This is a genomic window from Nitrosomonadales bacterium, from assembly GCA_016716325.1.
GTDB lineage: Bacteria > Pseudomonadota > Gammaproteobacteria > Burkholderiales > Gallionellaceae > Gallionella.
The window spans coordinates 1,839,172-1,863,943 of sequence record JADJWO010000001.1; the positions used below are offsets into that span (position 1 = coordinate 1,839,172).

The 24,772-nt window shown below is 62.9% G+C and carries 25 protein-coding genes and 1 other RNA gene; 15 read left to right on the top strand and 11 right to left on the bottom strand.

Annotated features, from left to right (window positions below):
- Window positions 1–117: 117 nt before the first annotated feature.
- Window positions 118–738, top strand: a complete 621-nt coding sequence (gene maf / locus IPM27_08830; protein MBK9161654.1) for a septum formation inhibitor Maf — start codon at window positions 118–120, stop codon at window positions 736–738.
- Window positions 735–2,189 (top strand): ribonuclease G, encoded by a 1,455-nt coding sequence (gene rng, locus IPM27_08835; protein MBK9161655.1) that lies wholly within the window; start codon window positions 735–737, stop codon window positions 2,187–2,189. Before maf ends, rng begins: the two co-directional genes overlap by 4 nt.
- A gap of 19 nt (window positions 2,190–2,208) precedes the next feature.
- Here rng and IPM27_08840 read toward each other — a convergent pair whose 3' ends face one another.
- The 4 genes from IPM27_08840 to IPM27_08855 are packed head-to-tail and all read right to left on the bottom strand — an operon-like array spanning window position 2,209 to window position 4,566.
- Complete coding sequence (locus tag IPM27_08840; GenBank protein ID MBK9161656.1) at window positions 2,209–2,496, bottom strand: YggU family protein; 288 nt, start codon at window positions 2,494–2,496, stop codon at window positions 2,209–2,211.
- A complete protein-coding gene (locus IPM27_08845; protein MBK9161657.1) occupies window positions 2,496–3,062 on the bottom strand; it encodes a YggT family protein in 567 nt (188 codons plus the stop codon). The genes IPM27_08840 and IPM27_08845 overlap by 1 nt, the downstream gene beginning before the upstream one ends.
- Entirely contained in the window at window positions 3,062–3,871 is an 810-nt protein-coding gene (locus IPM27_08850) for a pyrroline-5-carboxylate reductase (GenBank protein MBK9161658.1), read from the bottom strand. Before IPM27_08850 ends, IPM27_08845 begins: the two co-directional genes overlap by 1 nt.
- Window positions 3,868–4,566: a YggS family pyridoxal phosphate-dependent enzyme gene (locus tag IPM27_08855; protein ID MBK9161659.1), complete on the bottom strand. Its 699-nt coding sequence runs from the start codon at window positions 4,564–4,566 to the stop codon at window positions 3,868–3,870. Before IPM27_08855 ends, IPM27_08850 begins: the two co-directional genes overlap by 4 nt.
- 78 nt (window positions 4,567–4,644) lie before the next feature.
- Between IPM27_08855 and IPM27_08860 the strand changes: the two genes are divergently transcribed.
- On the top strand, window positions 4,645–5,688 hold the full coding sequence (locus IPM27_08860) for a type IV pilus twitching motility protein PilT (protein ID MBK9161660.1): 1,044 nt from the start codon (window positions 4,645–4,647) through the stop codon (window positions 5,686–5,688).
- Between the two features lie 36 nt (window positions 5,689–5,724).
- On the top strand, window positions 5,725–6,861 hold the full coding sequence (locus tag IPM27_08865; GenBank protein ID MBK9161661.1) for a PilT/PilU family type 4a pilus ATPase: 1,137 nt from the start codon (window positions 5,725–5,727) through the stop codon (window positions 6,859–6,861).
- A 212-nt stretch (window positions 6,862–7,073) separates the two neighbouring features.
- On the opposite strand, the gene IPM27_08870 is transcribed toward IPM27_08865, so the two are convergent.
- The 7 genes from IPM27_08870 to IPM27_08900 form a co-directional block, all read right to left on the bottom strand.
- Entirely contained in the window at window positions 7,074–8,228 is a 1,155-nt protein-coding gene (locus IPM27_08870) for a class I SAM-dependent RNA methyltransferase (GenBank protein ID MBK9161662.1), read from the bottom strand.
- Between the two features lie 4 nt (window positions 8,229–8,232).
- On the bottom strand, window positions 8,233–8,652 hold the full coding sequence (gene hemJ / locus IPM27_08875; GenBank protein MBK9161663.1) for a protoporphyrinogen oxidase HemJ: 420 nt from the start codon (window positions 8,650–8,652) through the stop codon (window positions 8,233–8,235).
- Window positions 8,653–8,661: 9 nt separating this feature from the next.
- The gene (locus IPM27_08880) at window positions 8,662–9,447 is read right to left on the bottom strand and encodes an ABC transporter permease (GenBank protein MBK9161664.1); all 786 of its coding nucleotides are present in this window, start codon (window positions 9,445–9,447) and stop codon (window positions 8,662–8,664) included.
- Between the two features lie 190 nt (window positions 9,448–9,637).
- Window positions 9,638–10,552 carry an ATP-binding cassette domain-containing protein gene (locus tag IPM27_08885; GenBank protein MBK9161665.1) on the bottom strand — a complete coding sequence of 305 codons (915 nt, stop codon included), beginning with the start codon at window positions 10,550–10,552 and terminating at the stop codon, window positions 9,638–9,640.
- Window positions 10,549–11,160 (bottom strand): alpha/beta hydrolase, encoded by a 612-nt coding sequence (locus IPM27_08890; protein ID MBK9161666.1) that lies wholly within the window; start codon window positions 11,158–11,160, stop codon window positions 10,549–10,551. The genes IPM27_08885 and IPM27_08890 overlap by 4 nt, the downstream gene beginning before the upstream one ends.
- Window positions 11,160–11,471, bottom strand: coding sequence for a (2Fe-2S) ferredoxin domain-containing protein (locus IPM27_08895; protein ID MBK9161667.1), 312 nt, complete (start codon window positions 11,469–11,471; stop codon window positions 11,160–11,162). Before IPM27_08895 ends, IPM27_08890 begins: the two co-directional genes overlap by 1 nt.
- Before the next feature lie 86 nt (window positions 11,472–11,557).
- Window positions 11,558–12,628 carry a VanZ family protein gene (locus tag IPM27_08900; GenBank protein ID MBK9161668.1) on the bottom strand — a complete coding sequence of 357 codons (1,071 nt, stop codon included), beginning with the start codon at window positions 12,626–12,628 and terminating at the stop codon, window positions 11,558–11,560.
- A 111-nt stretch (window positions 12,629–12,739) separates the two neighbouring features.
- On the opposite strand from IPM27_08900, the gene rnpB reads away from it, so the two are divergent.
- The 11 genes from rnpB (at window position 12,740) to murG (ending at window position 24,682) form a co-directional block, all read left to right on the top strand.
- Window positions 12,740–13,089, top strand: an RNA gene (rnpB, locus tag IPM27_08905) — RNase P RNA component class A.
- A 414-nt stretch (window positions 13,090–13,503) separates the two neighbouring features.
- A complete protein-coding gene (mraZ, locus tag IPM27_08910) occupies window positions 13,504–13,950 on the top strand; it encodes a division/cell wall cluster transcriptional repressor MraZ (GenBank protein MBK9161669.1) in 447 nt (148 codons plus the stop codon).
- The gene (gene rsmH, locus IPM27_08915) at window positions 13,947–14,882 is read left to right on the top strand and encodes a 16S rRNA (cytosine(1402)-N(4))-methyltransferase RsmH (protein MBK9161670.1); all 936 of its coding nucleotides are present in this window, start codon (window positions 13,947–13,949) and stop codon (window positions 14,880–14,882) included. The genes mraZ and rsmH overlap by 4 nt, the downstream gene beginning before the upstream one ends.
- On the top strand, window positions 14,872–15,177 hold the full coding sequence (ftsL, locus tag IPM27_08920) for a cell division protein FtsL (GenBank protein MBK9161671.1): 306 nt from the start codon (window positions 14,872–14,874) through the stop codon (window positions 15,175–15,177). Before rsmH ends, ftsL begins: the two co-directional genes overlap by 11 nt.
- Window positions 15,174–16,904: a penicillin-binding protein 2 gene (locus tag IPM27_08925; GenBank protein ID MBK9161672.1), complete on the top strand. Its 1,731-nt coding sequence runs from the start codon at window positions 15,174–15,176 to the stop codon at window positions 16,902–16,904. The genes ftsL and IPM27_08925 overlap by 4 nt, the downstream gene beginning before the upstream one ends.
- Window positions 16,901–18,490: a UDP-N-acetylmuramoyl-L-alanyl-D-glutamate--2,6-diaminopimelate ligase gene (locus IPM27_08930; GenBank protein ID MBK9161673.1), complete on the top strand. Its 1,590-nt coding sequence runs from the start codon at window positions 16,901–16,903 to the stop codon at window positions 18,488–18,490. The genes IPM27_08925 and IPM27_08930 overlap by 4 nt, the downstream gene beginning before the upstream one ends.
- On the top strand, window positions 18,487–19,914 hold the full coding sequence (locus tag IPM27_08935; protein ID MBK9161674.1) for a UDP-N-acetylmuramoyl-tripeptide--D-alanyl-D-alanine ligase: 1,428 nt from the start codon (window positions 18,487–18,489) through the stop codon (window positions 19,912–19,914). Before IPM27_08930 ends, IPM27_08935 begins: the two co-directional genes overlap by 4 nt.
- Before the next feature lie 3 nt (window positions 19,915–19,917).
- On the top strand, window positions 19,918–21,003 hold the full coding sequence (locus tag IPM27_08940; GenBank protein ID MBK9161675.1) for a phospho-N-acetylmuramoyl-pentapeptide-transferase: 1,086 nt from the start codon (window positions 19,918–19,920) through the stop codon (window positions 21,001–21,003).
- A 60-nt stretch (window positions 21,004–21,063) separates the two neighbouring features.
- Complete coding sequence (locus IPM27_08945; GenBank protein MBK9161676.1) at window positions 21,064–22,455, top strand: UDP-N-acetylmuramoyl-L-alanine--D-glutamate ligase; 1,392 nt, start codon at window positions 21,064–21,066, stop codon at window positions 22,453–22,455.
- On the top strand, window positions 22,443–23,606 hold the full coding sequence (gene ftsW / locus IPM27_08950) for a putative lipid II flippase FtsW (protein ID MBK9161677.1): 1,164 nt from the start codon (window positions 22,443–22,445) through the stop codon (window positions 23,604–23,606). The genes IPM27_08945 and ftsW overlap by 13 nt, the downstream gene beginning before the upstream one ends.
- Window positions 23,603–24,682 carry an undecaprenyldiphospho-muramoylpentapeptide beta-N-acetylglucosaminyltransferase gene (gene murG, locus IPM27_08955; GenBank protein ID MBK9161678.1) on the top strand — a complete coding sequence of 360 codons (1,080 nt, stop codon included), beginning with the start codon at window positions 23,603–23,605 and terminating at the stop codon, window positions 24,680–24,682. The genes ftsW and murG overlap by 4 nt, the downstream gene beginning before the upstream one ends.
- Window positions 24,683–24,772: the final 90 nt, after the last annotated feature.

Consider the following 24,772-nt stretch of genomic DNA (forward strand, 5'->3'; position numbering starts at 1 on the left):
TGGAGAACAGAGAATGGATCAGCGCTATGCGCTTCAGCGGGAAGGAGGAAGGGGGCTTTTCCCGCTCTCCACTAAGGTCCGCATGGCCGCCCCGCTTCCCATTTACCTGAATTTGACATGACCATCATCCAGCCGCGTATCTATCTTGCATCGCAAAGCCCGCGCCGCCGCGAACTGCTCAAGCAGATCGGCATCCGTTTCGAGATGCTGCTGTTGCGCAGCGACCCGCGCCGCACGGTCGACGTAGACGAGACGCCTCATTCCGGCGAGGCGCCGGAAGATTATGTGCAACGCCTGTGCCGAGAGAAAGCGGAGGCGGGACATGCCGCGCTGCAATTCCGCCGGTTGCCACCTTTCCCGGTGCTGGCCGCGGATACGACGGTCGCGCTGGACGGCAAAGTGCTGGGCAAACCGGAAGACGCCGAACAGGCTGCCGGGATGCTGCACCGCCTTTCCGGCAGGGATCATCAGGTGTTCAGCGCGGTGGCGATCGCGCTGGGCGACCGGATCGAAACCGCGCTTTCCGTCTCCACGGTGCGCTTTGCCGAACTCGACGAGGAGCGCATCCGGAGCTATCTGCTCACCCGCGAATATGCGGACAAGGCGGGTGGCTACGCCATCCAGGGCCATGCCGCCGCGTTCATCGAACACCTGTCGGGCAGCTATTCCGGCGTGATGGGACTGCCGTTGTTCGAGACGGTACAATTGCTGCAATCATTCGACTACCCCGTGCCATGAGCGAAGAGATCCTTATTAACGTTACCCCGCAGGAAACGCGCGTCGCGGTGATGCAACTCGGTGCCGTGCAGGAACTGCTCATCGAACGCAGCCGCAATCGCGGCATCGTCAGCAACGTATATCTCGGCAGGGTCAAGCGGGTATTGCCGGGCATGCAGTCCGCCTTCGTCGACATCGGCCTGGAGCGTTCGGCATTCCTGCACGTGGACGACATCTGGGAGAACAGCAACAACGGCGATCCGGCCAAGCCGATCGAGAGGGTGCTCTCCGAGGGGCAGAATCTGCTGGTACAGGTCATCAAGGAGCCTATCGGCACCAAGGGTGCGCGGCTGACCACGCAACTCAGTTTCGCGGGGCGCCTGCTGGTGTACCTGCCGCAGGAAAAGCGTATCGGCGTGTCGCAGCGCATCGACAACGAGGAACAGCGCGATGCGCTACGCGACAAGTTGCAGGCCGCGCTGCCACCCGACCACCGGGGCGGCTATATCATCCGCACCGTGGCGGAGACAACGAACGACACGGATTTTTCAAGGGATATCGCCTACCTCGACAAGCTCTGGAGCAATCTGCAGAACATCTCGCAGACTGCCAGTGCGCCGCAATTGCTGTATCAGGAACTCAATCTCGGCCTGCGAGTGGTGCGTGATTTCGTTACCCAGGATACGTCGCGCATCCTGGTGGATTCGCGCAGCACCTACCAGAAAATGGTGGATTTTGCGCGCGACTACAATCCCGATGCGATCGACAAGCTGTCGCACTACATCGGCGTCCGCCCGTTGTTCGACCTGTATGCCGTCGAGGAGGAGATCGAGCGCGCGCTGTCGAAGCGTGTGGATCTGAAATCGGGTGGCTACCTGATCATCGACCAGACCGAGGCCCTGACCACCATCGACGTGAACACCGGCGGTTTCGTCGGGCTGCGCAATTTCGACGACACGATCTTCAAGACCAATCTGGAAGCCACGCAGGTCATCGCACGGCAGCTGCGCCTGCGCAACCTGGGCGGCATCATCATCTGCGACTTCATCGACATGGATATGCAGGAACATCGCGACGCCGTGCTGGAGGCGTTCAAGAGCGCCCTGTCGCGCGACCATACGCGCATCAGCGTGAACGGTTTTTCCTCGCTGGGGCTGGTGGAGATGACGCGCAAGCGCACCCGCGAAAGCCTTGCTCATCTGCTGTGCGAGCCCTGCCCGACCTGCCGGGGGCGCGGCGAGGTGAAGACCGCGCAGACCGTGTGCTACGAGGTATTGCGCGAGATCGTGCGCGAGGCGCGCCAGTTCAACGCGCGCGAATACCGCATCCTGGCTTCGCAACAAGTGATCGACCTGTTCCTCGAGGAAGAGTCGCAGGCGCTGGCGCAACTTTCCGACTTCATCGGCAAACCCATCTCGATGCAGGTGGAAACGATCTACAGCCAGGAGCAGTACGACGTCATTCTGATGTGACGGGCACGCAGCCCTGCATTCAAACGCCCGGAAGGTCCTCCGGTTCGACGGCGCTGCCGGTGACCGCCACGACCTTGTGGCGCGACTGCCCACCCTGCTTGAGTTCCACCTGCCGCAACGGAACGCCGAACAGTTCCGCGATGAAGCGCAGCAATGCGTCGTTGGCGCGGCCTTCGACAGGCGGCGCGGCAAGCCTGATCTTGAGTGCATCGCCATGCAACCCGGCGATCCCGCTGTGTTTCGCGCCGGGCTGCACATGCAGGGTGAGCGTGAGCGTCTCCCCGTGTCTGCGATACCAGTCGGCCATCACAGCAACCGTGTGGCGAATTGTTCCAGCGCGCCGACCGGCAGGATCAATATCAGGTTGCAGACGATGAACAATACCAGCACGGATAGATCCAGGTTGCCGACCATCGGTACGATGCGACGCAGCGGCCGCAGGAAGCGTCCGGTGAGGCCGGCCAGCACCGGCGTAAACGGGGAATGCGGGCTTACCCATGACAGGATCGCCTGGATGAACAGCGCGCCCATCAGCAGATACAGGCTGATCTTGAGCAGTTTGACCGCCGACCAGAACAGCAGCCCGGCCAGCGGGAAGCCGTGGAAGGGATAGCCCTGCAGACCGATGAAGCAGGCCAGATAGAGTGTTTCGACGAGCAGCGCGAGCAATAGTGTCGCGCTGTCGAATCCCCATGCGGAGGGGATGAAACGCCGTGCGCGCAGCACCACGAAGTCCGTGAGCGTCATGACGAATTCCCCGACGGGGTTGTGCAGCGGTGCGCGCAGCCACTGCAGATGGAAGCGCATCAGCAGGATCGCCGCGAAGGGTTGCAGCAGGATATCGACCAGGAACAGCAGCGCTTCGTTGATCATCATTGTTGCCCCAGTTCGTCGCCCATTTCGCGGGAGCGCGCCTCGGCCGCCCGGGCGGCCTGCACGATGTGTTCGGCAACGCGGTTGGCTGCCAGACTCAGCAGGGCGCGCTCGGTGGTGCCGTTCTTCGACGTGACGCGCGCGCGCAGCACGCCGGCATCGTCCCCGCTGTCTGCGGCCAGCTTGCTTGCGCCAAGGAAGGTCGCCAGACTCAGGCGGCGTGCCGCCTCGTGGTCGAACCCGAGTTCGACGGCTGCCTGTTGCAGTGCCTCGATGAAATAGAACACATAGGCCGGACCGCTGCCGGAGATCGCCGTGACGGCATCGAGCATCGCTTCGTCTTCCAGCCACAGGGTTTCGCCGACTGCCGCCAGGATGTCTTGCGCCTGCCCGCGCTGTGCCGCGCTCACCGCAGGCAGGCCGTACAGACCGGTCATGCCGCTCCGGATCAGGGCCGGCGTGTTGGGCATCGCGCGCACGATCGACTGGCTGGCGCACCAGCGCGCCAGGTCGGTTGCGCGGATGCCGGCGGCAATGGAGATCAGCAGCTGGCCGTGGAGCTGTTTCGCGATCTGTTGTGCCACCTCGCGCAGTTGCTGCGGCTTGACGGCAAGCAGGATGACGTCGCTGCCGGAGAGGCCTGCGGCGATATCGTCCACGGCACGTACGCCGAAACCGTCATGCAGTCGCGCGCGGCTTTCCGCGTTGATCTCGACCACGCTGATCTGCTGCGCGGCAAAACCCTTGCCGAGCAGGCCTCCGATGAGTGCGGTCGCCATGTTGCCGCCGCCGATGAAGCAGATGTTCATGTGCTGTCTCCATAATGTCTTGCGCCGAAAATGGCCGTCCCTACCCGTACTATCGTCGCGCCTTCCGCGATGGCGGCGGCAAAATCGTGCGACATGCCCATTGACAGCGTGTCGAGCTGCAAGCCCTGCCGGTTGATCTGGCCGAGCATTTCCCGCAGCCGCGCGAACGGCGCATGTTGTGCCGTCGCATCCTGCTCCGGCGCGGGCACCGACATCAATCCGCGCAGTTGCAGGCGCGGCAGCTTTGCGACAGCCAGCGCCAGCGGGCCGGCTTCGTCGGGCGACACGCCGCTCTTGCTATTCTCGCCGCTGATGTTCACCTGCACGCAAACCTGCAGCGGAGGCAGCTGTGCGGGACGCTGCTCCGACAGGCGCTCGGCGATCTTCAGCCGGTCCACGCTGTGCACCCATGCGAAGTTTTCGGCGATGGCGCGGGTCTTGTTGCTCTGGACCGGCCCGATGTAATGCCATTCGATCGGCAGGTCACGCAGCCCATCCATCTTCACCAGCGCTTCCTGCACATAGCTTTCCGCAAAACGCGGTTGTCCTGCACGATAAGCCTCGCGTACCGCATCAGCCGCAAAGGTCTTGCTGACCGCCAGCAACGAAACGCTGTCGGTATTGCGCCCCGCTTTGTCCGCCGCTGCCGCGATCGCGGCGCGCACGGCTTGCAAGTTGGAAGTGATTGTTGTCATAATCCCACGCGCCGCCTGTCCTTTTGTGTCTTTGATCAGCGCGGCTCACGACCGCCTCACAAATCAGGGAAGATTATAATGGATATCACTGAACTGCTTGCCTTCGGCGTCAAGAACAAAGCTTCCGACCTGCATCTCTCCGCCGGCCTGCCGCCGATGATCCGTGTGCATGGCGACATGCGCCGCATCAACCTGCCCGCGATGGAACACAAGGAAGTGCACGCGCTGGTGTACGACATCATGAACGACCAGCAGCGCAAATTCTACGAAGAGAACAAGGAGGTCGACTTCTCGTTCGAGGTTCCGGGGCTGGCGCGCTTCCGTGTCAACGCGTTCGTGCAGAACCGGGGCGCCGGCGCGGTCATGCGGACCATTCCGTCGAAGATCCTGTCGCTGGAAGACCTTAAGGCGCCGAAGAGTTTCGAGACCATTTCCGATTTTCCGCGCGGTATGGTGCTGGTCACCGGGCCGACCGGTTCCGGCAAGTCCACCACGCTGGCGGCGATGATCAACCACCGCAACGAGCACGAGCTGGGACACATCCTGACGGTGGAAGATCCGATCGAATTCGTGCACGAGAGCAAGAAGTGCCTGATCAACCAGCGCGAGGTCGGGCGCGACACGCTGTCTTTCCAGAACGCGTTGCGTTCGGCATTGCGCGAAGACCCGGACATCATCCTGGTCGGCGAGATGCGCGACCTGGAAACCATCCGGCTGGCGATGTCGGCAGCGGAAACGGGCCACCTGGTGTTCGGCACGCTGCACACCAGTTCGGCGGCCAAGACCATCGACCGTATCATTGACGTGTTCCCCGCCGACGAAAAGGAAATGGTGCGCGCGATGCTGTCCGAATCACTGCGCGCGGTGATCTCACAGGCGCTGCTCAAGACCAAGGATGGCTCAGGGCGGGTGGCGGCGCATGAGATCATGGTCTGTACCCCGGCGATCCGCAACCTGATCCGGGAAGCCAAGGTGCCGCAAATGTATTCCGCGATCCAGACCGGGCAAAGTCTGGGCATGCAGACGCTCGATCAGTGCCTGAGCAATCTGGTGAAAGCCGGTACCATCACCCCCGCAGAAGCGCGCAGCAAGGCAATGAACAAGGATATGTTCCCCGGTTGATCGCCGGAGACGATCTGCTTAAGGAGTTACTGAATCATGGAAAGAGACCAGGCCACCGAACTGATACACAACCTGCTGCGCGGCATGCTCAGCAAGAAAGCTTCCGACCTGTTCATCACCAGTGGTTTTCCACCCGCGTTCAAGGTGGACGGCAAGATGACCCCGGTTTCCAATCAGGCGTTGACCCCGACGCATACCCAGGAACTGGCGCGCGCCATCATGAACGACCGGCAGGCGGCGGAGTTCGAATCCTCGCACGAATGCAACTTCGCGATCAGCCCGCCGGGCATCGGCCGCTTCCGCGTGAACGTATTCATGCAGCAACAGCGCGTCGGCATGGTGTTGCGTACCATCACCACCAAGATTCCCGACCTCGACCAGATGGGCATGCCGCCGGTGCTGAAGGACATCGTGATGACCAAGCGCGGCCTGGTGATCCTGGTCGGTGGCACCGGTTCCGGTAAATCCACCACGCTGGCCGGCATGCTCGGCTACCGCAACAAGAACAGCTACGGCCACATCATCACCATCGAGGACCCGGTGGAATACGTGCACGAGCATATCAACTGCATCATCACGCACCGGGAAGTCGGCGTGGATACCGAAACCTGGGAGGCCGCGCTGAAGAACACCCTGCGCCAGGCGCCGGACGTGATCCTGATCGGCGAGATCCGCGACCGCGAAACCATGGAATTCGCCGTGGCCTTCGCCGAGACCGGCCACTTGTGTATGGCCACGCTGCACGCCAACAGCGCCAACCAGGCGCTGGACCGCATCATCAACTTCTTCCCGGAGGAGCGCCGCGAGCAGCTGCTGATGGATCTGTCGCTGAACATCAAGGCGCTGATCTCGCAGCGCCTGATCCCGAAGAAGGATGGTACCGGCCGTTCCGCCGCGATCGAGATCCTGCTCAATTCCCCGCTGATCGCCGACCTGATCTTCAAGGGCGAGGTGCACGCCATCAAGGGCGTGATGGCCAAGTCGCGCGAACTGGGCATGGAGACTTTCGACGGTGCGCTGTTCAACCTGTACGAAGCCGGTCTGATCGCCTACGAGGATGCGCTGAAGAACGCCGACTCGGTCAACGACCTGCGTCTGCGCATCAAACTGGAAAGCAAGCTGGTCGGGGATCGCGACGTGATGAGCGGCACCGAGAACCTGAAGATGACCTAAGGAACCTCTGATTAGGTCCTCCATGAGCCGCGTTGCTGACAAAATTGCGAGGAGCGCAACGCCGCGAGGGCGCGATTTTGTTGCAACCCTTATGGGCAGTGGTTTTGCGGGCGGTCTGCGGCGTTGCGCTTGTTGCGTAGGGGATTGACCATTCGCTGCCTCGCGCGCCTTGCATCCCATCCCGCCAAACCGACTGCGCGGTCACGTGGGACTTAATCAGAGGTTCCCTGACGCCGGTTGCTGCCGGATACGATCCGGTATTCCAGCAAGCGGCATTCGATCGCGCCGTTGAACAGCGGCGTGCGTTTCGACGGCGACAGCCGCATCAGCTTCAGGATCGCCTTGTCGGCGGTGAACAGGTAAGCCGTCCAGCCGCCGAATCTCTTTTTCAGCGTATCGCCCAGCTTCGGGTACAGTTCCGCCAGTTCATCCAGTTCGCCCATGCGCTCGCCATAGGGCAGGTTCGCCACCAATATCCCGTGTTCTGCGGGCGGCGAGATCTCCAGCACGTTGGCCTGCTTGAGCTGCACGCATTCGGACAGCCCCGCTTCGTGCAGGTTGCGCCACGCGGTCTTCAGCGCGTCGCCGTACAGGTCGCTGCCGTATATCTCCAGCGGTCCGGCCGGAAGCTGTGCGGTGATGGCCTGCTCGCGCATCCCGTTCCATAGCGCGGCATCGAAATTCTTCAGCTTCTCGAATGCGAAACCGCGCGCGATGCCGGGCTGGATATTCAGCGACATCTGCGCGGCCTCGATCAGGAAGGTGCCGCTGCCGCACATCGGGTCGAGCAGCGGCGTGCCCGGTCGCCATCCGGCCAGGCGCAGGATGCCTGCCGCAAGGTTCTCGCGGATCGGCGCGATGTTGGTGTGCGAGCGCACGCCGCGCTTGAACAGCGCGTCGCCGGAAGTATCGAGGTACAGCATCAGCCTGCTGTCCTCGATGAACACGTGGATGCGGATGTCGGGTTCCAGCGTGTCGACGCTGGGGCGCTCGTTGCAATGCGCGCGGAAGCGGTCGCATACCGCGTCCTTGACCAGCAGCGTGATGTATTCCAGACTCTTCAGCGGACAGCGTATCGCGGTGGTGTGGACGCGTATCGTATGGGTCACGTCGAACCAGCGCTGCCATTGCAGATCGAACACCGCCTTGTAGATGTCCTGCTCGCTGCGGTATCGCGTGTCCTTCACCCGCCACAGGAGGCGGCTGGCGATGCGGCTCTCCAGGTTGGCGCGGTAGCACAGCGCCCAGTCCCCGGAAAACTCCACGCCGCCGTCGGTGCCGCGCACGTCCTGCGCGCCCATGGCCGCGAGGTCGTCGCGCAGGATGTTCTCAAGGCCGCGCGGGCAGGGGGCGAAAAAATCAGGCATGGTTTCAGAAAGGCTTTACGGTGACGAGGATCACCACTGCGGCGAGGACCAGTACCGGTACTTCGTTGAAGAAACGGAACCAGACATGGCTGCGGGTATTCCGGTCGGCTGCGAAGACCTTGAGCAGATGGCCGCAATAGAAATGGTAGGCGATGAGGCCGGCCACCAGTGTAGTCTTAACATGCAGCCAGCCGCCGGAGAAGATCTCCCGATAGCCAAGCCACAGCCACAGGCCGCTGATAACCGCCAGCGCGCCGATCGGTGTGACGAAACGGTACAGCTTGCTTTCCATCAGTTTCAGGCGGGTGATTTCGGCGGGCTCGGTCGCCATCGCATGGTTCACGAAGATGCGCGGCAGGTAGAACAGGCCGGCGAACCAGCTCACCACCATGATGATATGAAATGCCTTGATCCACAGATACATGATTCGTCCTTATTGAGAAAGCCGTTTCCGGAACAGCGCCAGCGAGAGGTAGAAACCCGCCAGGGTGTAGCCGGACAGCACGGCGATATGCAACGGGAAGCGGTCGGGGACCGCGTCGTTCAGCAATGGCCGGGCAAGATCGACGGCATGCGTCAACGGCAACATGGAAGATACCGTCTGCAACGCCGCCGGCAACTGGTCGACCGGAAAAAACACGCCGCATAATAGCACCATCGGCGTGATGACCAGCGTGAAGTAATACATGAAAAAGTCGTAGCCCGGCGCCAGCGAAGTCATGATCAGTCCCAGCGCGGCGAAGCACAGCCCGACCAGTAGCGCGAGCGGGATGATCCACAGCGACAGCAATGTATGCGACAGCCCCAGCAGCCAGATCACCAGCAGCACGGCCACTCCGGACAGCAGGCTCTTGCTCGCCGCCCAGACGATCTCCGAGAGCACGATGTCGTCCAGCGTGATCGGCGTGTTGAGGATCGCTTCCCAGGTGCGCTGCTCGTGCATGCGCGCAAAGCCGGAATACAGCGCCTCGAAGCTGGCGCTGTTCATCGTGCTGTAGCACACCGTCCCGGCGGAGAGGAAGGCGAGGTAGGACATGCCGCCGACCTCGGGCAACATCCCGCCCAGCCCGTAGCCCAGCCCCAGCATGTAGATCACCGGGTCGGCGAGATGCCCGAGTATCGAGGGTCCCGCCATCTTCTTCCATACCAGGAAATTGCGCCGCCAGATCGGGACGAATCGCATGCTCAGGCGCGGCAGGGCAAAAGAGGAGAGTTTCATCTTGGTTTGCCAAAAAAACCTGTCCACGAAAGACACGAAAAGCACGAAATGGTTAGCATGGATTTCACGGATTCAGATTTTCATTCTTCAATAAGGCCAGAAAAAACAATATTTCCTCCCAACAGAGGGGGCGTGCGGTTCGTGATTTTCGTGTCTTTCGTGGATGGATGGTTTTTTTGGTGCCTTGAAATCATTCGCGCATCTCCCGCCCGGTCAGCTTCAGGAACACATCCTCGAGATTGGCCGGGCGGTGCAGGTAGCGCAATTGCGGCTGCTGCTGCAAGGCAGCCAGCAACGGCTGCGCGTCGCGGACATAGCAGAACGCCGATTCGCCGCTGATCTCGAAACGCTGGGCCAGAGCGGGAGCGTGATGGCGGGCCCAATCCGCTGCCTGTTCCCCGAATACCTCGACCACCTGCGGCTCGATGTTGCGCTCGATCAGTTCGCGCGGCGTGCCTTCGCTGATGATGCGCCCGTTGTCCATCACCGCGAGGCGGTGGCACAGCCGTTCCGCCTCGTCCATGAAGTGCGTGGTGAGCAGCAGCGTCTTGCCGCGCGCGGTCAGTTCGCGCAGGCGCTGCCAGATCAGGTGGCGTGCCTGCGGGTCGAGCCCGGTGGTCGGCTCGTCGAGGAAGATGACTTCCGGGTCGTTCACCAGCGCGCGCGCCAGCGTCAGGCGGCGTTTCATGCCGCCGGACAGCGTCGGCACCCTGGCGTCGCGCTTCTGCGTCAGGTTGGCGAATTCCAGGAGTTCCGGCAGGCGCACCTCGATGGCCGCGTCGCTCATGCCGAAGTAGCGGCCATACACCAGCAGGTTTTCCGCCACGGTGAAATCCGGATCGAGATTGTCCATCTGTGGCACCACGCCGACACGCAGTCGCGCGGCGCGCGCATCCTGCGGGACGACATGGCCCATCAGCGCGAGTTCGCCGCCGTCCGGCGCGATCAGGCCGAGCATCAGGCGCAGCGTGGTGGTCTTGCCCGCGCCGTTCGGCCCCAGCAGACCGAAGCATTCGCCGCGCCGGATGGACAGGTTCAGCCCGTCCACTACGGCATGCGTGCCGTAGCACTTGCGCAGGCCGCGCGCGTTCAGTACTGCGTTCACGCCGCTCCTTTCAAGTGTTGTGATACGACCTTCTTGAGCTGGGTCAGGCGCCCGTGGAAGAAATGGTCCGCACCCGCCAGCACCATGACCGGCAGATGCTGCGGGCGCGCCCAGTGCAACATCGCATCCAGGCCCACCACCTCGTCGAGGTCGCCATGCACCAGCAAGGTGTTGTCCGGTACATGCGGCATCTCGAATCGCCCGACGGCAGGCGCGACCAGCACCATCCGTTGCGGGCGGACGGACTCGGCGGCGCGGGCCTGCACATAACCGCCGAAGGAGAATCCCGCGCAGAGCAGGGGCAGTCCCGGGAATTCGATCCGCATGAACTCGGCGGCGGCCGCCGCGTCCAGCGACTCGCCGTTGCCGTGATCGTAGCTGCCCGAGCTTTCGCCCACGCCGCGAAAATTGAAACGCAGCACGGCAAAGCCCGACTCCACAAAAGTCCTGGCAAGGGTGGTGACCACCTTGTTGTCCATCGTCCCGCCCATCGTCGGCAGCGGATGGGCGACCACCGCGATCGCGTGCGGCGCCTCGTCGGGCAGGTGCAGCATCCCTTCGATCTGGCCGACCGGCCCGGCAAGAATGGTTTTTTTCTGGGAGGGCATCAGATCTTCAACCGTTCGACGATGCGGCCGTTCTTCAGGTGATCCTCGATGATCTGGTCGAGGTCGCTCTCGTCCACATAGGTATACCAGGTGCCTTCCGGATAGATCACGATCACCGGGCCGTCGTCGCACCGGTCAAGGCAGCCGGCGGAGTTGATGCGTATCCTGTTGCTGCGGTCGGAGATGCCGAGCGCCTTGACCTTGTCCTTGACGTAGTCGCGCGCCTTCTGCGCGCCATAGCGGTTGCAGCAATCGCTGCCGTCCTCGCGCTGGTTGGTACAGAAAAAAACATGCTTGTCGAAAAAACTCATGACCTGCTCCGGTGATCGAGAATGAAGGAATTATAGGAGCCCTTGCGGCAGTCGGCGAGACCGGGGCCGTGCAACGCGTGCAGTCCCTATATTTTGCGGACGCGCCACAGATGCCACAGCAGCAACACCGGGAAGGCCAGCATGATGGTCTGCGCCAGCCCGTTGTAGTTGAGCAGGTGGCCGTAATGCCAGTGGTAGACGGACGCCGCCGCCGCCGGGGAATTGCTGTCGAACACGAAGTTCACGATGACGAGATATCCCAGCGCGATCACCGCGCCGACGGTGATCGCCGCGGTGCGCGGCAGCCACAACAGCGCGAGCAACAACAGCAACCCGGCCAGCATGCCGAATACCGCTTCGCTGTTGATCCACAGCAGCAATGCCCATGACTTCAGCAGCAAGGCTGCCGTGACGAATTTCGCCAGTGCCACCAGGCACAGCACCGCCGGCAGCGCGGTAAAGACCCTGCGTTGCGAGCGCAACAGGGTCAGCATCAGCGTGCCCAGCATCAGCAGGTTCAGCGACACGGCAAGGCTTTCCCACCAGTCAAACGGTGCGGGCAGCGGCATGCTGAACGGCTGGCGCGCCACCTCGCTGATGAACACGTTGCCCAGCATCGGCAGTGACGGATTCACTTGGCCGAACATCCACAGGGCCAGCAACGCCAGCCCGAAATCCATTTCCGTGCCGTGATGGAACAGGTCGCTGCGCCAGCGCGTCAGGTGCGCAAGGAGCCGGGGCCGCGAAGTGATGCCAACCGCCAGCAGCGCGCCAGCCAGCGCCCCCATGCTGTTGCTCAGCAGATCCGTGTTCGAGCTGATGCGGGCAGGCAGGAACATCTGCAGGTATTCCATGCCGGCCGACAGCAGCACGCCCAGGCACACGCCGAGGATCACGCTGGCCATTGGTGAAAAGCGCGCGCGCAACGTCAGGCCGACCAGCAGGCCGAACGGAAGATAGGACAACAGATTGACGACTGCATCGAACGCCGTATAGGTCAAATGCAACGGTGCGCCGAGCACCGCGACAAAGTCCATCCCCTGCTCGCGCCAGCCGGTGAAGGGCGACAGGCTGACGTAGGCGATGAACAGCGTGTAGCCGAGCGCCAGCCAGGTGCGCAGGCGCGCGCGCGTCTCGGTGATGAACAACTCTTTCATTGGGAACGTGGTGTCGGCATGGGCAACGGAGTGTTGGCGAAATCGGCGGGAGTGTCAACACGCAGCCCGCACATCCGGTTTTGTGCGGGCTCCCGTGATAGACTCCGCCCCGAAGCTGGCTAGACAGTCGCTGCATAGTTGCTTTATGCAGAGGAAAGTCCGGGCTCCGCAGAGCAGGATGCCGGCTAACAGCCGGACGCCGTGAGGCGATGGAAAGTGCCACAGAAAATACACCGCCCAAGTTCCTTCGGGAAACGGCAAGGTTGAAATGGCGAGGTAAGAGCTCACCGCGCTGGTGGCAACATCAGCGGCAGGGTAAACCCCATCCGGAGCAAGACCAAATAGGCTGACCATGACGTTGCTCGCGTCGTCAGCGGGTAGGTCGCTTGAGCGTCAGGTAACGAAACGCCTAGAGGAATGACTGTCCACGACAGAACCCGGCTTACCGGCCAGCTTCACTTCTTTCGCAACGGGAAACCTACCAAAGGTAGCGATTTCTTTTCTTCTCACATCACTATTCCCCTTCTGTAAATCCAAACCCATCTGTCCAGGCGGCACAGCGTTTGATGTTTCTGCCTCGCGACTGCCATGCGGACGCAACCCAACCCGGCTGCCCATAAGAAATCGACCCCGGCCCCTTATCTACTAGCCAAAAACAAGGGCAAGTGGCCAGAATATCTATGTCGCTCATCACAAACGACTTTAGCTTATTTGCGCAATTCATTATTTTTTAAGTATATTTATTTTTCCTTAACTTCCCGCGCTAACTCTTTGTACTGTAAAGAAAAATCCCGTTTTTCCGCTTGACCTGCTGGTTTTTTTTCAATATAGTGGGCTTAAGTGGGTAAAAGTGGGTAAAAGTGGGGGTTAGGGGAATGTTCCAAGGGGCGGCGCAACTCAATCTGGATAGCAAGGGCAGGCTCGCGATACCGGCGCGGTATCGCGACATGCTGCTCGCGCATTGCGCGGGTCAGCTGGTGCTGACTGCCGATGCCGACGGATGCCTGCTGGTCTATCCGCAGCCGGAATGGCAGCCGATATACGACAAGCTGAACAAGCTTTCTTCGTTCAATCCAAAAAGCCGCGCCCTGCAACGCCTGCTGATCGGTTATGCGGAAAACGTCGTGATGGATGGCGCCGGGCGTGTGCTGATCTCTCCCGCCTTGCGCAACTACGCCGCGCTGGACAAGCACGTGATGCTGGTCGGGCAGGGCAACAAGTTCGAGTTGTGGGATGAGGCCAGGTGGCAGGCGCAGCAGGATGCGGGCTTGTCGCAAATCGGCGGCGAGCTGCCGCCCGAGCTGGAAGGGTTCTCCTTGTGAGTGAGGGCTTGGCCCACACGACAGTTCTGTTGAATGAAGCTGGAAACGCACTCGCGATCAAGCCGGACGGCATCTATGTGGACGGGACGTTCGGGCGCGGCGGACACAGTCGTTTGATACTGGAAAGTCTGGGTGAGCGCGGCAGGTTGGTCGCGCTGGACAAGGATCCGGCAGCAGTGGCGGTGGGAAAGCAGTGGCGCGATGCGCGCTTCCGGATGGTGCATCGCGGTTTCGCGCATCTGGCGGAAGTGTTGCGTGAGGCGGGGGTGGAGAAAGTGGACGGCATCCTGCTTGACCTGGGGGTTTCGTCGCCGCAACTGGATGAGGCGGAGCGCGGTTTCAGTTTTCGTTTCGATGCGCCGCTGGATATGCGCATGGATGTCAGCAGCGGGATGACCGCGGCGCAGTGGCTGGCGACGGTGGATGAGGGCTTGCTAACGGAGGTGATACGTGATTACGGCGAAGAACGGTTTGCTAAGCAGATTGCAAGAGCGGTTGTTGCTGCGCGCGCAACTCAACCTGTCCAAACCACGCGGCAGCTCGTCGAGCTGGTTGGCAAAGCGGTACGTACCCGCGAAGCCGGGCAGAACCCGGCGACACGCACCTTTCAGGCTATACGGATTTATCTCAACGGCGAGCTCGAGGAGCTTGAAAGGGTCCTGCCAGAATGTGTGACGCACCTGAAGCCGGGCGGACGGCTGGTGGTGATCAGCTTCCATTCGCTGGAGGACCGCATGGTCAAGCACTTCATGCGCGACATGGCGGAGGGCGACAAGTTGCCGCGCAATGTGCCGATCCGCGCCAGCGAGCTGCCGCAGGGACGTTGCCGGCTGGTCGGCAAGGCAGTGCGGGCGGGCGCGGCGGAAGTGCGCGCCAACCCTCGCGCCCGCAGCGCGGTGATGCGCGTAGCGGAGCGCAGCGATGTGGCGTAGCGGCGACACCGGGCTGAATGCACTGTTGCTGGCGGTGGTGGTGGTCTGCGCATTGAGCGTGGTGACCTCACAGCACAAGGCGCGAAAGCTGTTCATCGAGTTACAGAAGGAAAAGGAGCGCGCGGAACAGATGGAGGTTGAATGGGGACAGTTGCAGTTGGAACAGAGCACCTGGGCCACACCTTCGCGCGTGGAAAAGATCGCGGCACGACAACTGCGCATGCAGTTGCCGCAAAGCGGACAAGTTCGATTTATACGGGTAGAGCCTGACGGCCAGACAAACGGACAACCATGAATTACGCGACTCGCGCACATCCAGACATCACGGTGAGGCTTCCCGGATGGCGCGCCACCGCGCTGTTCGTGCTGCTGCTGCTGGGATTCTCCGGCCTGCTGGGGCGCGGCGTATACCTGCAGGGGATACACGACGAGTTTCTGCAGAAGAAAGGCGATGCGCGTTATAGCCGGGTGATCGAGGTCAGCGCGCACCGCGGCATGATCACCGACCGCAACGGCGAGCCGCTGGCGGTGAGCACGCCGGTGGAATCGGTATGGGCCAGCCCTGCCGATACCGAGGCCGACAACAGCCAGGTAAGGCAACTCGCGCGGATACTCGGCATGGATGCCGAGGCGGTAAGAGGCCGGCTGTTCGACACTACACGCGATTTCGTCTATCTCAAGCGGCAGCTGCCTCCCGAACAGGTCGAGCAAGTGGTGCGGCTGAATCTTCCCGGCGTTTCCCTGCAGCGCGAATACCGCCGTTATTACCCGGCAGGCGAGGAGCTGGCGCAGGTTCTGGGGTTTACCGGCCTGGACGACAACGGGCAGGAGGGGCTGGAACTGGCCTTGCAGGAACAACTGGCCGGCAAGCCGGGCAGCCAGCGCGTGATCAAGGATCGGCGCGGGCATATCGTCGAGGACGCGGGCAGCCTGCACGCACCCAAACCGGGCAGCGATATCGCGCTGAGCCTGGATGGCAGGATACAGCACCTCGCTTATCGCGAACTGGAGCAGGCCGTCCGGCAGCATCGAGCCAAGGCCGGAGCGGTGGTGGTGTTGGATGCGCGTAGCGGCGAAGTGCTGGCGCTGGCCAATTATCCGGGCTACAACCCCAACAATCGCGGCAAAACCAACCTCCGGGCGATGCGCAACCGCGCCGTTGCCGATCTGTTCGAGCCGGGTTCGACCATGAAGCCGTTCGCCGTGGCGGCTGCCATCGAGAACGGCAAGGTACGCCCGGAAACCGTCATCAACACCGAGCGCGGCACGATGACGCTGGGCAACAGGACGATCCACGACACCCATCCCGAATCCGTGCTGACCGTGGCGCAGGTGATCCAGAAATCCAGCAACATCGGCGTGGCCAAGATGGCCCTGCAACTGAAATCCGATGCGTTGTGGCAAAGCTTGTCGGACAGCGGTTTCGGCGCGCAGACCGGCAGCAATTTCCCCGGCGAGGCGCCGGGCAGGTTGCGCGACCCGAAGACCTGGCGCCCCATCGAGCAGGCCACCATCTCCTATGGCCACGGCATCTCCGTGAACCTGTTGCAGTTGGCGCGCGCTTACACCGTATTTGCCAACGATGGGGAGTTGAAGCCAGTTTCTTTGCTCCGGCTGGAAGCGCCGGCGACCGGAAGGAAGGTGTTTTCCGCCGGTACCGCACGCGCCCTGCGTGACATGATGGAACTGGTGGTGCAGCCGGGCGGAACGGCCCCGCTGGCGCAGGTGGCGGGCTATCGCGTGGCGGGCAAGACCGGCACCGCGCACAAGCTGGAGAACGGCCGGTACGTCAATCGCTATGTCGCCTCGTTCGTCGGGCTAGCGCCGGCCTCCGATCCGCGGCTGGTGGTGGCGGTGATGATAGACGAGCCGGGCAATGACCAATATTACGGCGGGCAGGTCGCCGCGCCGGTGTTCAGCAGGGTGGTCGGCGAGACGCTGCATGCGCTCAGTGTGCCGAACGATGCGCCGCTGGATAACGTGATTGCGCCGTCGACTGACATCGTCCGGGAGGAGGTATGAGTTTCTCCCTTGAGCTACTGAAAAATCTGGGAGTGCCGATCACGCGGTTGGTGACCGACAGCCGTGCGGTGCAGCGCGGCGATACCTTCGTCGCCTACCCCGGCGAAAAGGCCGACGGCCGGCAGTTCATTGCGCAGGCGATCGAGCGGGGCGCGAACGCGGTGGTCTGGGAGGCGCAGCATTTTGCCTGGAACGACGCCTGGCAGATCCCCAATCTGGCCGTGCCGGATCTGCGCCACAAGGCTGGCTGGCTGGCGGATGCGGTATACGGCCAGCCTTCGGACAAGTTGTGGCTGGCGGGTATCACCGGCACCAACGGCAAGACCTCGTGCAGCCACTGGATCGCGCAGGCCCTGAACGAGGCCGGCAGAAACTGCGCACTGATCGGTACGTTGGGCAACGGGTTCGTGGGCATGCTGCAGGCCAGTGCCAATACCACGCCGGATGCGATCCGCGTGCACGGGCTGCTGTCCGATTACCGGCATAACGGCGCGCGCGCCGTGGCGATGGAGGTTTCCTCGCATGCGCTGGCGCAGGGGCGCGTGAACGGCGTGCGCTTCGACGTGGCGTTGTTGACCAACCTGAGCCGCGACCATCTCGATTATCACGGTGACATGGAAAGCTATGCGGCAAGCAAGCGCAAGCTGTTCGACTGGGAACACCTGAAATTCGCGGTACTCAACCTGGACGACCCTTATGGCGCGGGACTGGCCGAGGAATTGGTTCTGGGTGGCGTATCGCCTTCCCCTCTTGCCAACTCTCTCCCTAAGCCCTCTCCTCAATCCTCTCCCGCAGGCGGGAGAGGAGGCGAACGTGAAACGCAATCTTCAATCCCGGAAGTCGTCGGCTACGGATTGACGGACGATGCATTGCAGATGGGGGAGCGGCTGGGCATCCGCATGGTGTACGGCAGCCTGCTGAAGATGAACGGCAGTGGATTGAAGCTGGATGTCCATTCGAGCTGGGGCGGCACGCGGCTGGATAGCGTGCTGGTCGGACGATTCAACGCGGCGAACCTGCTGGGCGCGCTGGCGGTGCTGCTGGTCGGCGATGTCGCGCTGGACGATGCGGTGCGTTCGCTGGGCCGGGTGCAGGCAGTCGCCGGGCGCATGCAGCGCCTCGGCGATATGCGGCAGCCGACGGTGATCGTGGATTACGCGCACACGCCGGACGCGCTGGAAAAGGTGTTGCTGGCATTGCGCGAGGTCAGCGCGGCGGCGGGCGGAAGATTGATCTGCGTGTTCGGTTGCGGTGGCGACCGCGACCGCGGTAAGCGCCCGATGATGGGGCTGGTCGCCGAGAGGTTTTCTGACCATTGCATCGTGACCAGCGACAACCCGCGCAGCGAGGAACCGCGCAAGATCATCGAGGAAGTGCTGGCCGGCATGACGGCATCCGGCCATGAGGTCGTCGTCGAGCGTGACGCCGCCATCGCGCGCGCCATCGGGCAGGCGCGGCAGTGCGACACCGTGCTGGTGGCGGGCAAGGGGCACGAGGACTACCAGGAAATCGGCGGGGTAAGACACCTGTTCAGTGATGTCACGGTCGCCGGACAGGCGCTGCAGGCATGGAGGGCGCCGGCATGATGCTGCTCTCGCAGGCCGCGCAAGCACTCGACGCCCGACTGGTCGGGGAGGATGTGCGTTTCAACGCCGTTTCCAGCGATACTCGCAAGCTGCAACCGGGCGACCTGTTCGTCGCCCTGCGCGGCGAGAATTTCGACGGTGGCGAATTCGTCGCCCAGGCAGCACAGAGCGGGGCAGTGGCGGCGCTGGTCGAAGGATACAGCGCACACGACGCGCGCGTGACCATTCCGCTGTTGGTGGTAAAAGATACCCGCCTCGCGCTGGGAAAGTTGGCCGCGCATTGGCGCAAACAATTTCCCGTTCCTCTGGTGGCGATCACCGGCAGCAACGGCAAGACCACGGTCAAGGAGATGCTCGCCGGCATCCTGCGCGTCGCCGCAGGCGCAGAAGAGGCGGTGCTGGCGACTCGTGGCAATCTCAACAACGATATCGGCATGCCGCTCACCCTGTTGCAACTCGGTGCGCAGCATCGTTACGCCGTGATCGAGATGGGCATGAACCATTCCGGCGAGATCGATTACCTGACCCGCATCGCTGCCCCCGATGTCGCGCTGGTCAACAACGCCGCCGGCGCGCACCTGGAAGGACTGGGTACGGTGGAAGCTGTGGCGCATGCGAAGGGCGAGATTTTTACCGGGCTGGGCGACCACGGCACGGCGGTCATCAACGCGGACGACCCTCATGCGCCGATGTGGCGTTCGCTGGCCGGCACGCACGAACTGCTCGAATTCGGTCTGGCAGGCCAGCCCGATGTGGGCGGGCAGTGGTCACCGCAGGTGGACGGGTTGCGCCTCGACGCACAGACCCCTGCGGGAGATTTCAGCGTGAACCTTCGCGTGCCCGGCGAGCACAACGCGCGTAATGCGCTGGCGGCAACCGCTGCTGCGATCGCATTGAACATCCCGCTGGAGGCCATCGCTGCCGGACTGGAGAGATTCGGCGGCGTCGCCGGCCGTTTGCAGCGCAAGCAGGCGCGCAACGATGCGGTGTTGATCGACGATACCTACAACGCCAATCCGGCTTCGCTGCGTGCGGCGATCGGCGTGCTGGCGCAAAACAAGGGCCGACGCGTGCTGGTGCTGGGCGACATGGGCGAACTGGGCGACCGCGCCGCGGCGTTCCATGCCGAGATCGGGACGTTGGCGCGGCAGGCTGGTATCGACAGGCTGTACGCGCTGGGAGAACTGAGTGCCGGCGCAGTGCGCGAGTTCGGTGACGGCGCGCGGCACTTCGGATGCGTCGAAGATTTGCAGAAAGCATTGGAGACGGAGCTGGATGCGAATGCCACCGTGCTGGTGAAGGGATCGCGCTTCATGAGGATGGAGCGTGTCGTGGCATATCTGGAGAGTGGCGAGCGGGAAGCGGAGAGCGGGAAAACCGCATCCCGCGCACCACTCGCCACTCACCGTTTACCAAAGGAATAAAGAATGCTCTTAGCTCTCGCCCAATGGCTGTCCGAAGATATCAGGTTCTTCAGCGTGTTCAACTACATCACGCTGCGCAGCGTGATGGCCGCGATGACCGCATTGTGCATCTCGTTCCTGGTGGGGCCGACGATGATCCGCAAGCTGGCCGCGTACAAGATCGGCCAGTCGGTGCGCAATGACGGGCCGCAGACGCATCTGGTGAAAGCCGGCACGCCGACCATGGGCGGCGCGCTGATCCTGATCTCCGTTGCCGTCACCACGTTGTTGTGGGGCGACCTGCGAAATCCCTATGTGTGGGTGGTGCTGCTCACCACACTCGGTTTCGGCGTGATCGGCTGGGTGGACGATTACCGCAAGGTGGTCTATCGCAACCCCAAGGGCCTGTCGGCCAGGGCCAAGATGTTCTGGCAGTCTCTCATCGCGCTGGCGGTCGGCGTCTACCTGTGGCAGACCGCCACCCTGCCGGCGCAGACCGAGCTGATCGTGCCGTTCCTGAAACTGCTGGTGTTCCCGCTTTCGGCCTTTGCGTTCATTGTGCTGACCTATCTGGTCATCGTCGGTTCGAGCAATGCGGTGAACCTGACCGACGGTCTGGACGGTCTGGCGATCCTGCCGACGGTGATGGTCAGCAGCGCGCTGGCGATCTTCGCCTATGTGGCGGGCAACGCGGTGTTCTCGAAATATCTCGGCATTCCCTATATCCCCGGCGCGGGCGAACTGGCGGTGTTCTGCGGCGCGATCGCCGGCGCGGGACTGGCGTTCCTGTGGTTCAACGCCTATCCCGCCGAGGTGTTCATGGGCGATGTCGGCGCACTGGCGCTCGGCGCGGCGCTCGGCGTGGTGGCGGTGATCGTGCGCCAGGAGCTGGTGCTGTTCATCATGGGCGGCGTGTTCGTGATGGAGGCGGTGTCGGTGATGATCCAGGTGACTTCGTTCAAGCTGACCGGCAAGCGCGTGTTCCGCATGGCGCCGCTGCACCATCACTACGAATTGAAAGGCTGGAAGGAAACGCAAGTGGTAGTGCGCTTCTGGATCATCACGATGTTGCTGGTGTTGATCGGGTTGGCGACCCTGAAATTGAGGTAGTGGGAAGTGGTGAGTGGCGAGTGGATTTTCCCACTCTCTACTCCCCAAAAAGGAGATGCATTGAAAGGATGGGCTGACAAAACAGTGCTGGTACTCGGTCTCGGTGAGACCGGGTTGTCGCTCGTCCGCTATCTGCACGCGCAGGGCGCAAGATTGCGCGTCGCCGACAGTCGCAGCGACCCGCCGGGCGCGTCGACACTGCGCAGTGAATTGCCTCAGGCCGAACTGCACTGCGGGGCGTTCGATGACGCCTTGCTGCAAGGCACCGACCGCATCGCCATCAGCCCGGGGGTGCCGCTGGCCGACCCGTTCGTGCAACGTGCCATCGCGCGCGGCATCCCGGTCGAGGGCGACATTGAACTACTGGCTCAACTGCTGGCGACCAATGATTACCGCCGCAATACGAAGGTCATCGCCATCACCGGCGCAAACGGCAAGACCACGGTGACCAGCATGGTTGGCGCGATGTGCAAGGCGGCCGGGCTGGATACGCAGGTCGCGGGGAACATTTCGCCGGCGGTGCTGGATGCGTTGCGCGCGCGCAAGCAGCAACCGCAGGTATGGGTGCTGGAGTTGTCCAGTTTCCAGCTCGAGACGACCCGTACCCTGGGTGCGGATGTGGCAACGGTGCTCAACGTCAGCGAAGACCATCTCGACCGCTACGGCGGCAGCATGGATGCGTATGCGGCTGCCAAGGCGCGCATCTTCCAGGGGGGGGGCGTGCAGGTGCTGAACCGGGACGATGCGCGCAGCAGGGCGATGCAGGTCGCGGAACGCGCACAGGTCAGTTTCGGGCTGACCCCGCCGTCGCGCGGGAGCGACTGGGGTATCGCGCGCGAGGGAGCGTTTACCTGGCTGATGCAGGGTGAGCGGAAAGTGATGCGTGCCGACGAACTGCAGGTGGCGGGATTGCATAACGTGGCGAACGCGCTCGCGGCACTGGCGCTCTGCCGCTCGCTCGGTCTGCCGCTGGCACCGTTGGTCGCTACGTTGAGAACATTCAAGGGGTTGCCGCACCGCGTCGAGAAAGTGGCGGAAGTGGAAGGGGTCGCCTACTACGACGATTCCAAGGGGACCAACGTCGGTGCGACCGAAGCCGCATTGCGCGGTTTGGGCCGGCGTGCCGTGGTGATTCTGGGCGGCGACGGCAAGGGGCAGGATTTCTCGCCGCTGAAGCAGGCAGTATCGGGACATGCGCGCGCAATCGTGCTGATCGGGCGCGATGCGCCACTGATCGCCGACGCCTTGCAAGACAGCGGCGTGCAGATGATCTTTGCGCGCGGCATGAATGACGCGGTGCGTCAGGCGGCCGTGCTGGCCGAGCGTGGCGACGCGGTACTGATGTCGCCCGCCTGCGCGAGCTTCGACATGTTCCGAAACTATGTGCACCGCGCCGAGGCATTCGTACAGGCAGTGCGCGAACTGGCCGGGGAGGAAGCATGGTCTCGCTAGTCAGGACACGAACCCGCCCGCCGCAGGCGCAATTCGACGAATTGCTGATCTGGGTACTGGCCGGCCTGCTGGCGCTCGGTCTGGTGATGGTGTATTCCGCGTCCATCGCCACGGCGGAAGGCAGCCGGTTCGCCGGTTACCAGCCGACCTATTACCTGTTGCGGCACGGCATGTTTGTCGCGGTGGGGCTGACAGCCGGCCTGTTCGCGTTCCAGGTGCCGGTGCAGCTCTGGCAGAACTACGCGCCCTACCTGTTCATGGTCGGGGCGCTATTGCTGGTACTGGTGCTGGTGCCGGGCATCGGCCGTGAAGTGAACGGCAGCCGGCGCTGGCTTTCGCTGTTCGTCATCAACCTGCAGCCTTCCGAGCTGATGAAACTGTTCGCCGTGCTGTATGCCGCCGACTACACGGTGCGCAAGGGCGCGCTCAAGGATCATCTGTACAAGGCGTTCTGGCCGATGCTGGTGGTGATGGCGCTGATCGGATTCCTGTTGCTGCAGGAACCGGACATGGGCGCGCTGGTAGTGATCCTGGCCATCGCTTTCGGCACGCTGTGGCTGGGCGGTTTCAATATCAAGGTGTTCGGGCTGCTGCTGGTGGCCTTGCCGCTGGCATTCGGCGCGATGATCCTGTCGTCGCCTTATCGCCTGCAGCGCGTCGTCGGTTTCATGGATCCGTGGGCCGACCCCTATGGCAAAGGGTATCAACTGAGCCACGCGCTGATCGCCTTCGGGCGCGGCGAATGGTTCGGCGTGGGGCTGGGGGGCAGCGTGGAGAAACTGTTCTACCTGCCGGAAGCGCACACCGATTTCCTGATGGCGGTGATCGCCGAGGAATTGGGGCTGGCCGGCGTGGCGGCGGTGATCCTGCTGTTCGCTCTGCTGGTGGTGCGCGCCTTCCAGATCGGCCGGCATGCCGCCTTCCTCGAGCGCAATTTTCCGGCGCTGGTCGCGCAGGGAATCGGCGTGTGGCTGGGGGTACAGGCGATGATCAACATCGGGGTGAACATGGGCGTGCTGCCGACCAAGGGATTGACCCTGCCGTTCCTCAGCTTCGGCGGCAGCGGCGTGGTGGTGAACTGCATCGCCGCTGCGGTGTTGCTGCGCATCGACTGGGAAAGCAGACGGATCGCAAGGGGGATGCCGATATGACGCGCTCCATCCTGATCATGGCAGGCGGCACCGGCGGTCATATCTATCCCGGGCTGGCTGTCGCCGATGCCTTGCGCGAAAAGGGCTGGAACGTGGTGTGGCTGGGCGCGCCGGACAGCATGGAAGCAGAGCTGGTACCCAAGCACGGTTATCCGGTCGCGTGGGTGAATTTCTCCGGCCTGCGCGGCAAGGGGTTGTTGCGCAAGCTGCTGCTGCCGTTCGCACTGTTGCGGGCAATGGGGCAGAGCATGGCCGCGCTGTTCCGCCATCGCCCCGACGTGGTGCTGGGCATGGGCGGATATATCACCTTCCCCGGCGGTGTCATGACCGCACTGTTGCGCCGGCCGCTGATCATCCACGAACAGAACTCCATCGCCGGTCTGAGCAACAGGGCGCTGGCGCGCATTGCGCAAAAGGTGCTGAGCGGTTTTCCGGATGTGCTGCCGAAGGCCGTCTGGTGCGGCAATCCGGTGCGCGACAGCATCGCGACCCTGCCCGGCCCGGAGCAACGCTATGCCGCGCGCAGCGGCAGACTGAATCTGCTGGTGGTCGGCGGCAGCCTTGGCGCGAAGGCGCTCAACGAGGCGCTGCCGCAGGCGCTGGCACGGTTGCCGGAAGCGGAGCGCCCCCATGTGCTGCACCAGACCGGCAAGCAGCATTTTGCAGCGGTGCGGGAGCTGTACCGGCAGGCCGGAGTGGAGGCGGACATCCGCCCATTCCTCGACGATATGGCTGGCTGCTATGCGGACGCCGATGTGGTCGTGTGCCGCGCCGGCGCGCTGACCATTGCCGAACTGGCTGCGGCAGGCGTGGCCAGCATCCTGGTCCCGTTCCCGTTCGCGGTGGACGACCACCAGACGCATAACGCGCGTTTCCTGAGTGAGCGGGGGGCGGCGACCCTGTTGCCGCAGGACCGGTTGAGCGCGGACAGTCTGGCGCAACTGCTGATCGAGCTGACGGATGGCGGGCGGAGCCGCGAAAGATTGCTGGCGATGGCACGGCAGGCGCGCGGGCTGGCCAGAACGGATGCGGTGCAACAGGTGGCGCAGGCATGCGCAGAACTGGCGGAATCATGAACGATAAAAACGGATTTTTTACCACGAAGAACACGAAGGCCGCGAAGAGCTTTCGGGAAGTTTGCACCCGCAAAAGAGACGTTTGTTTGA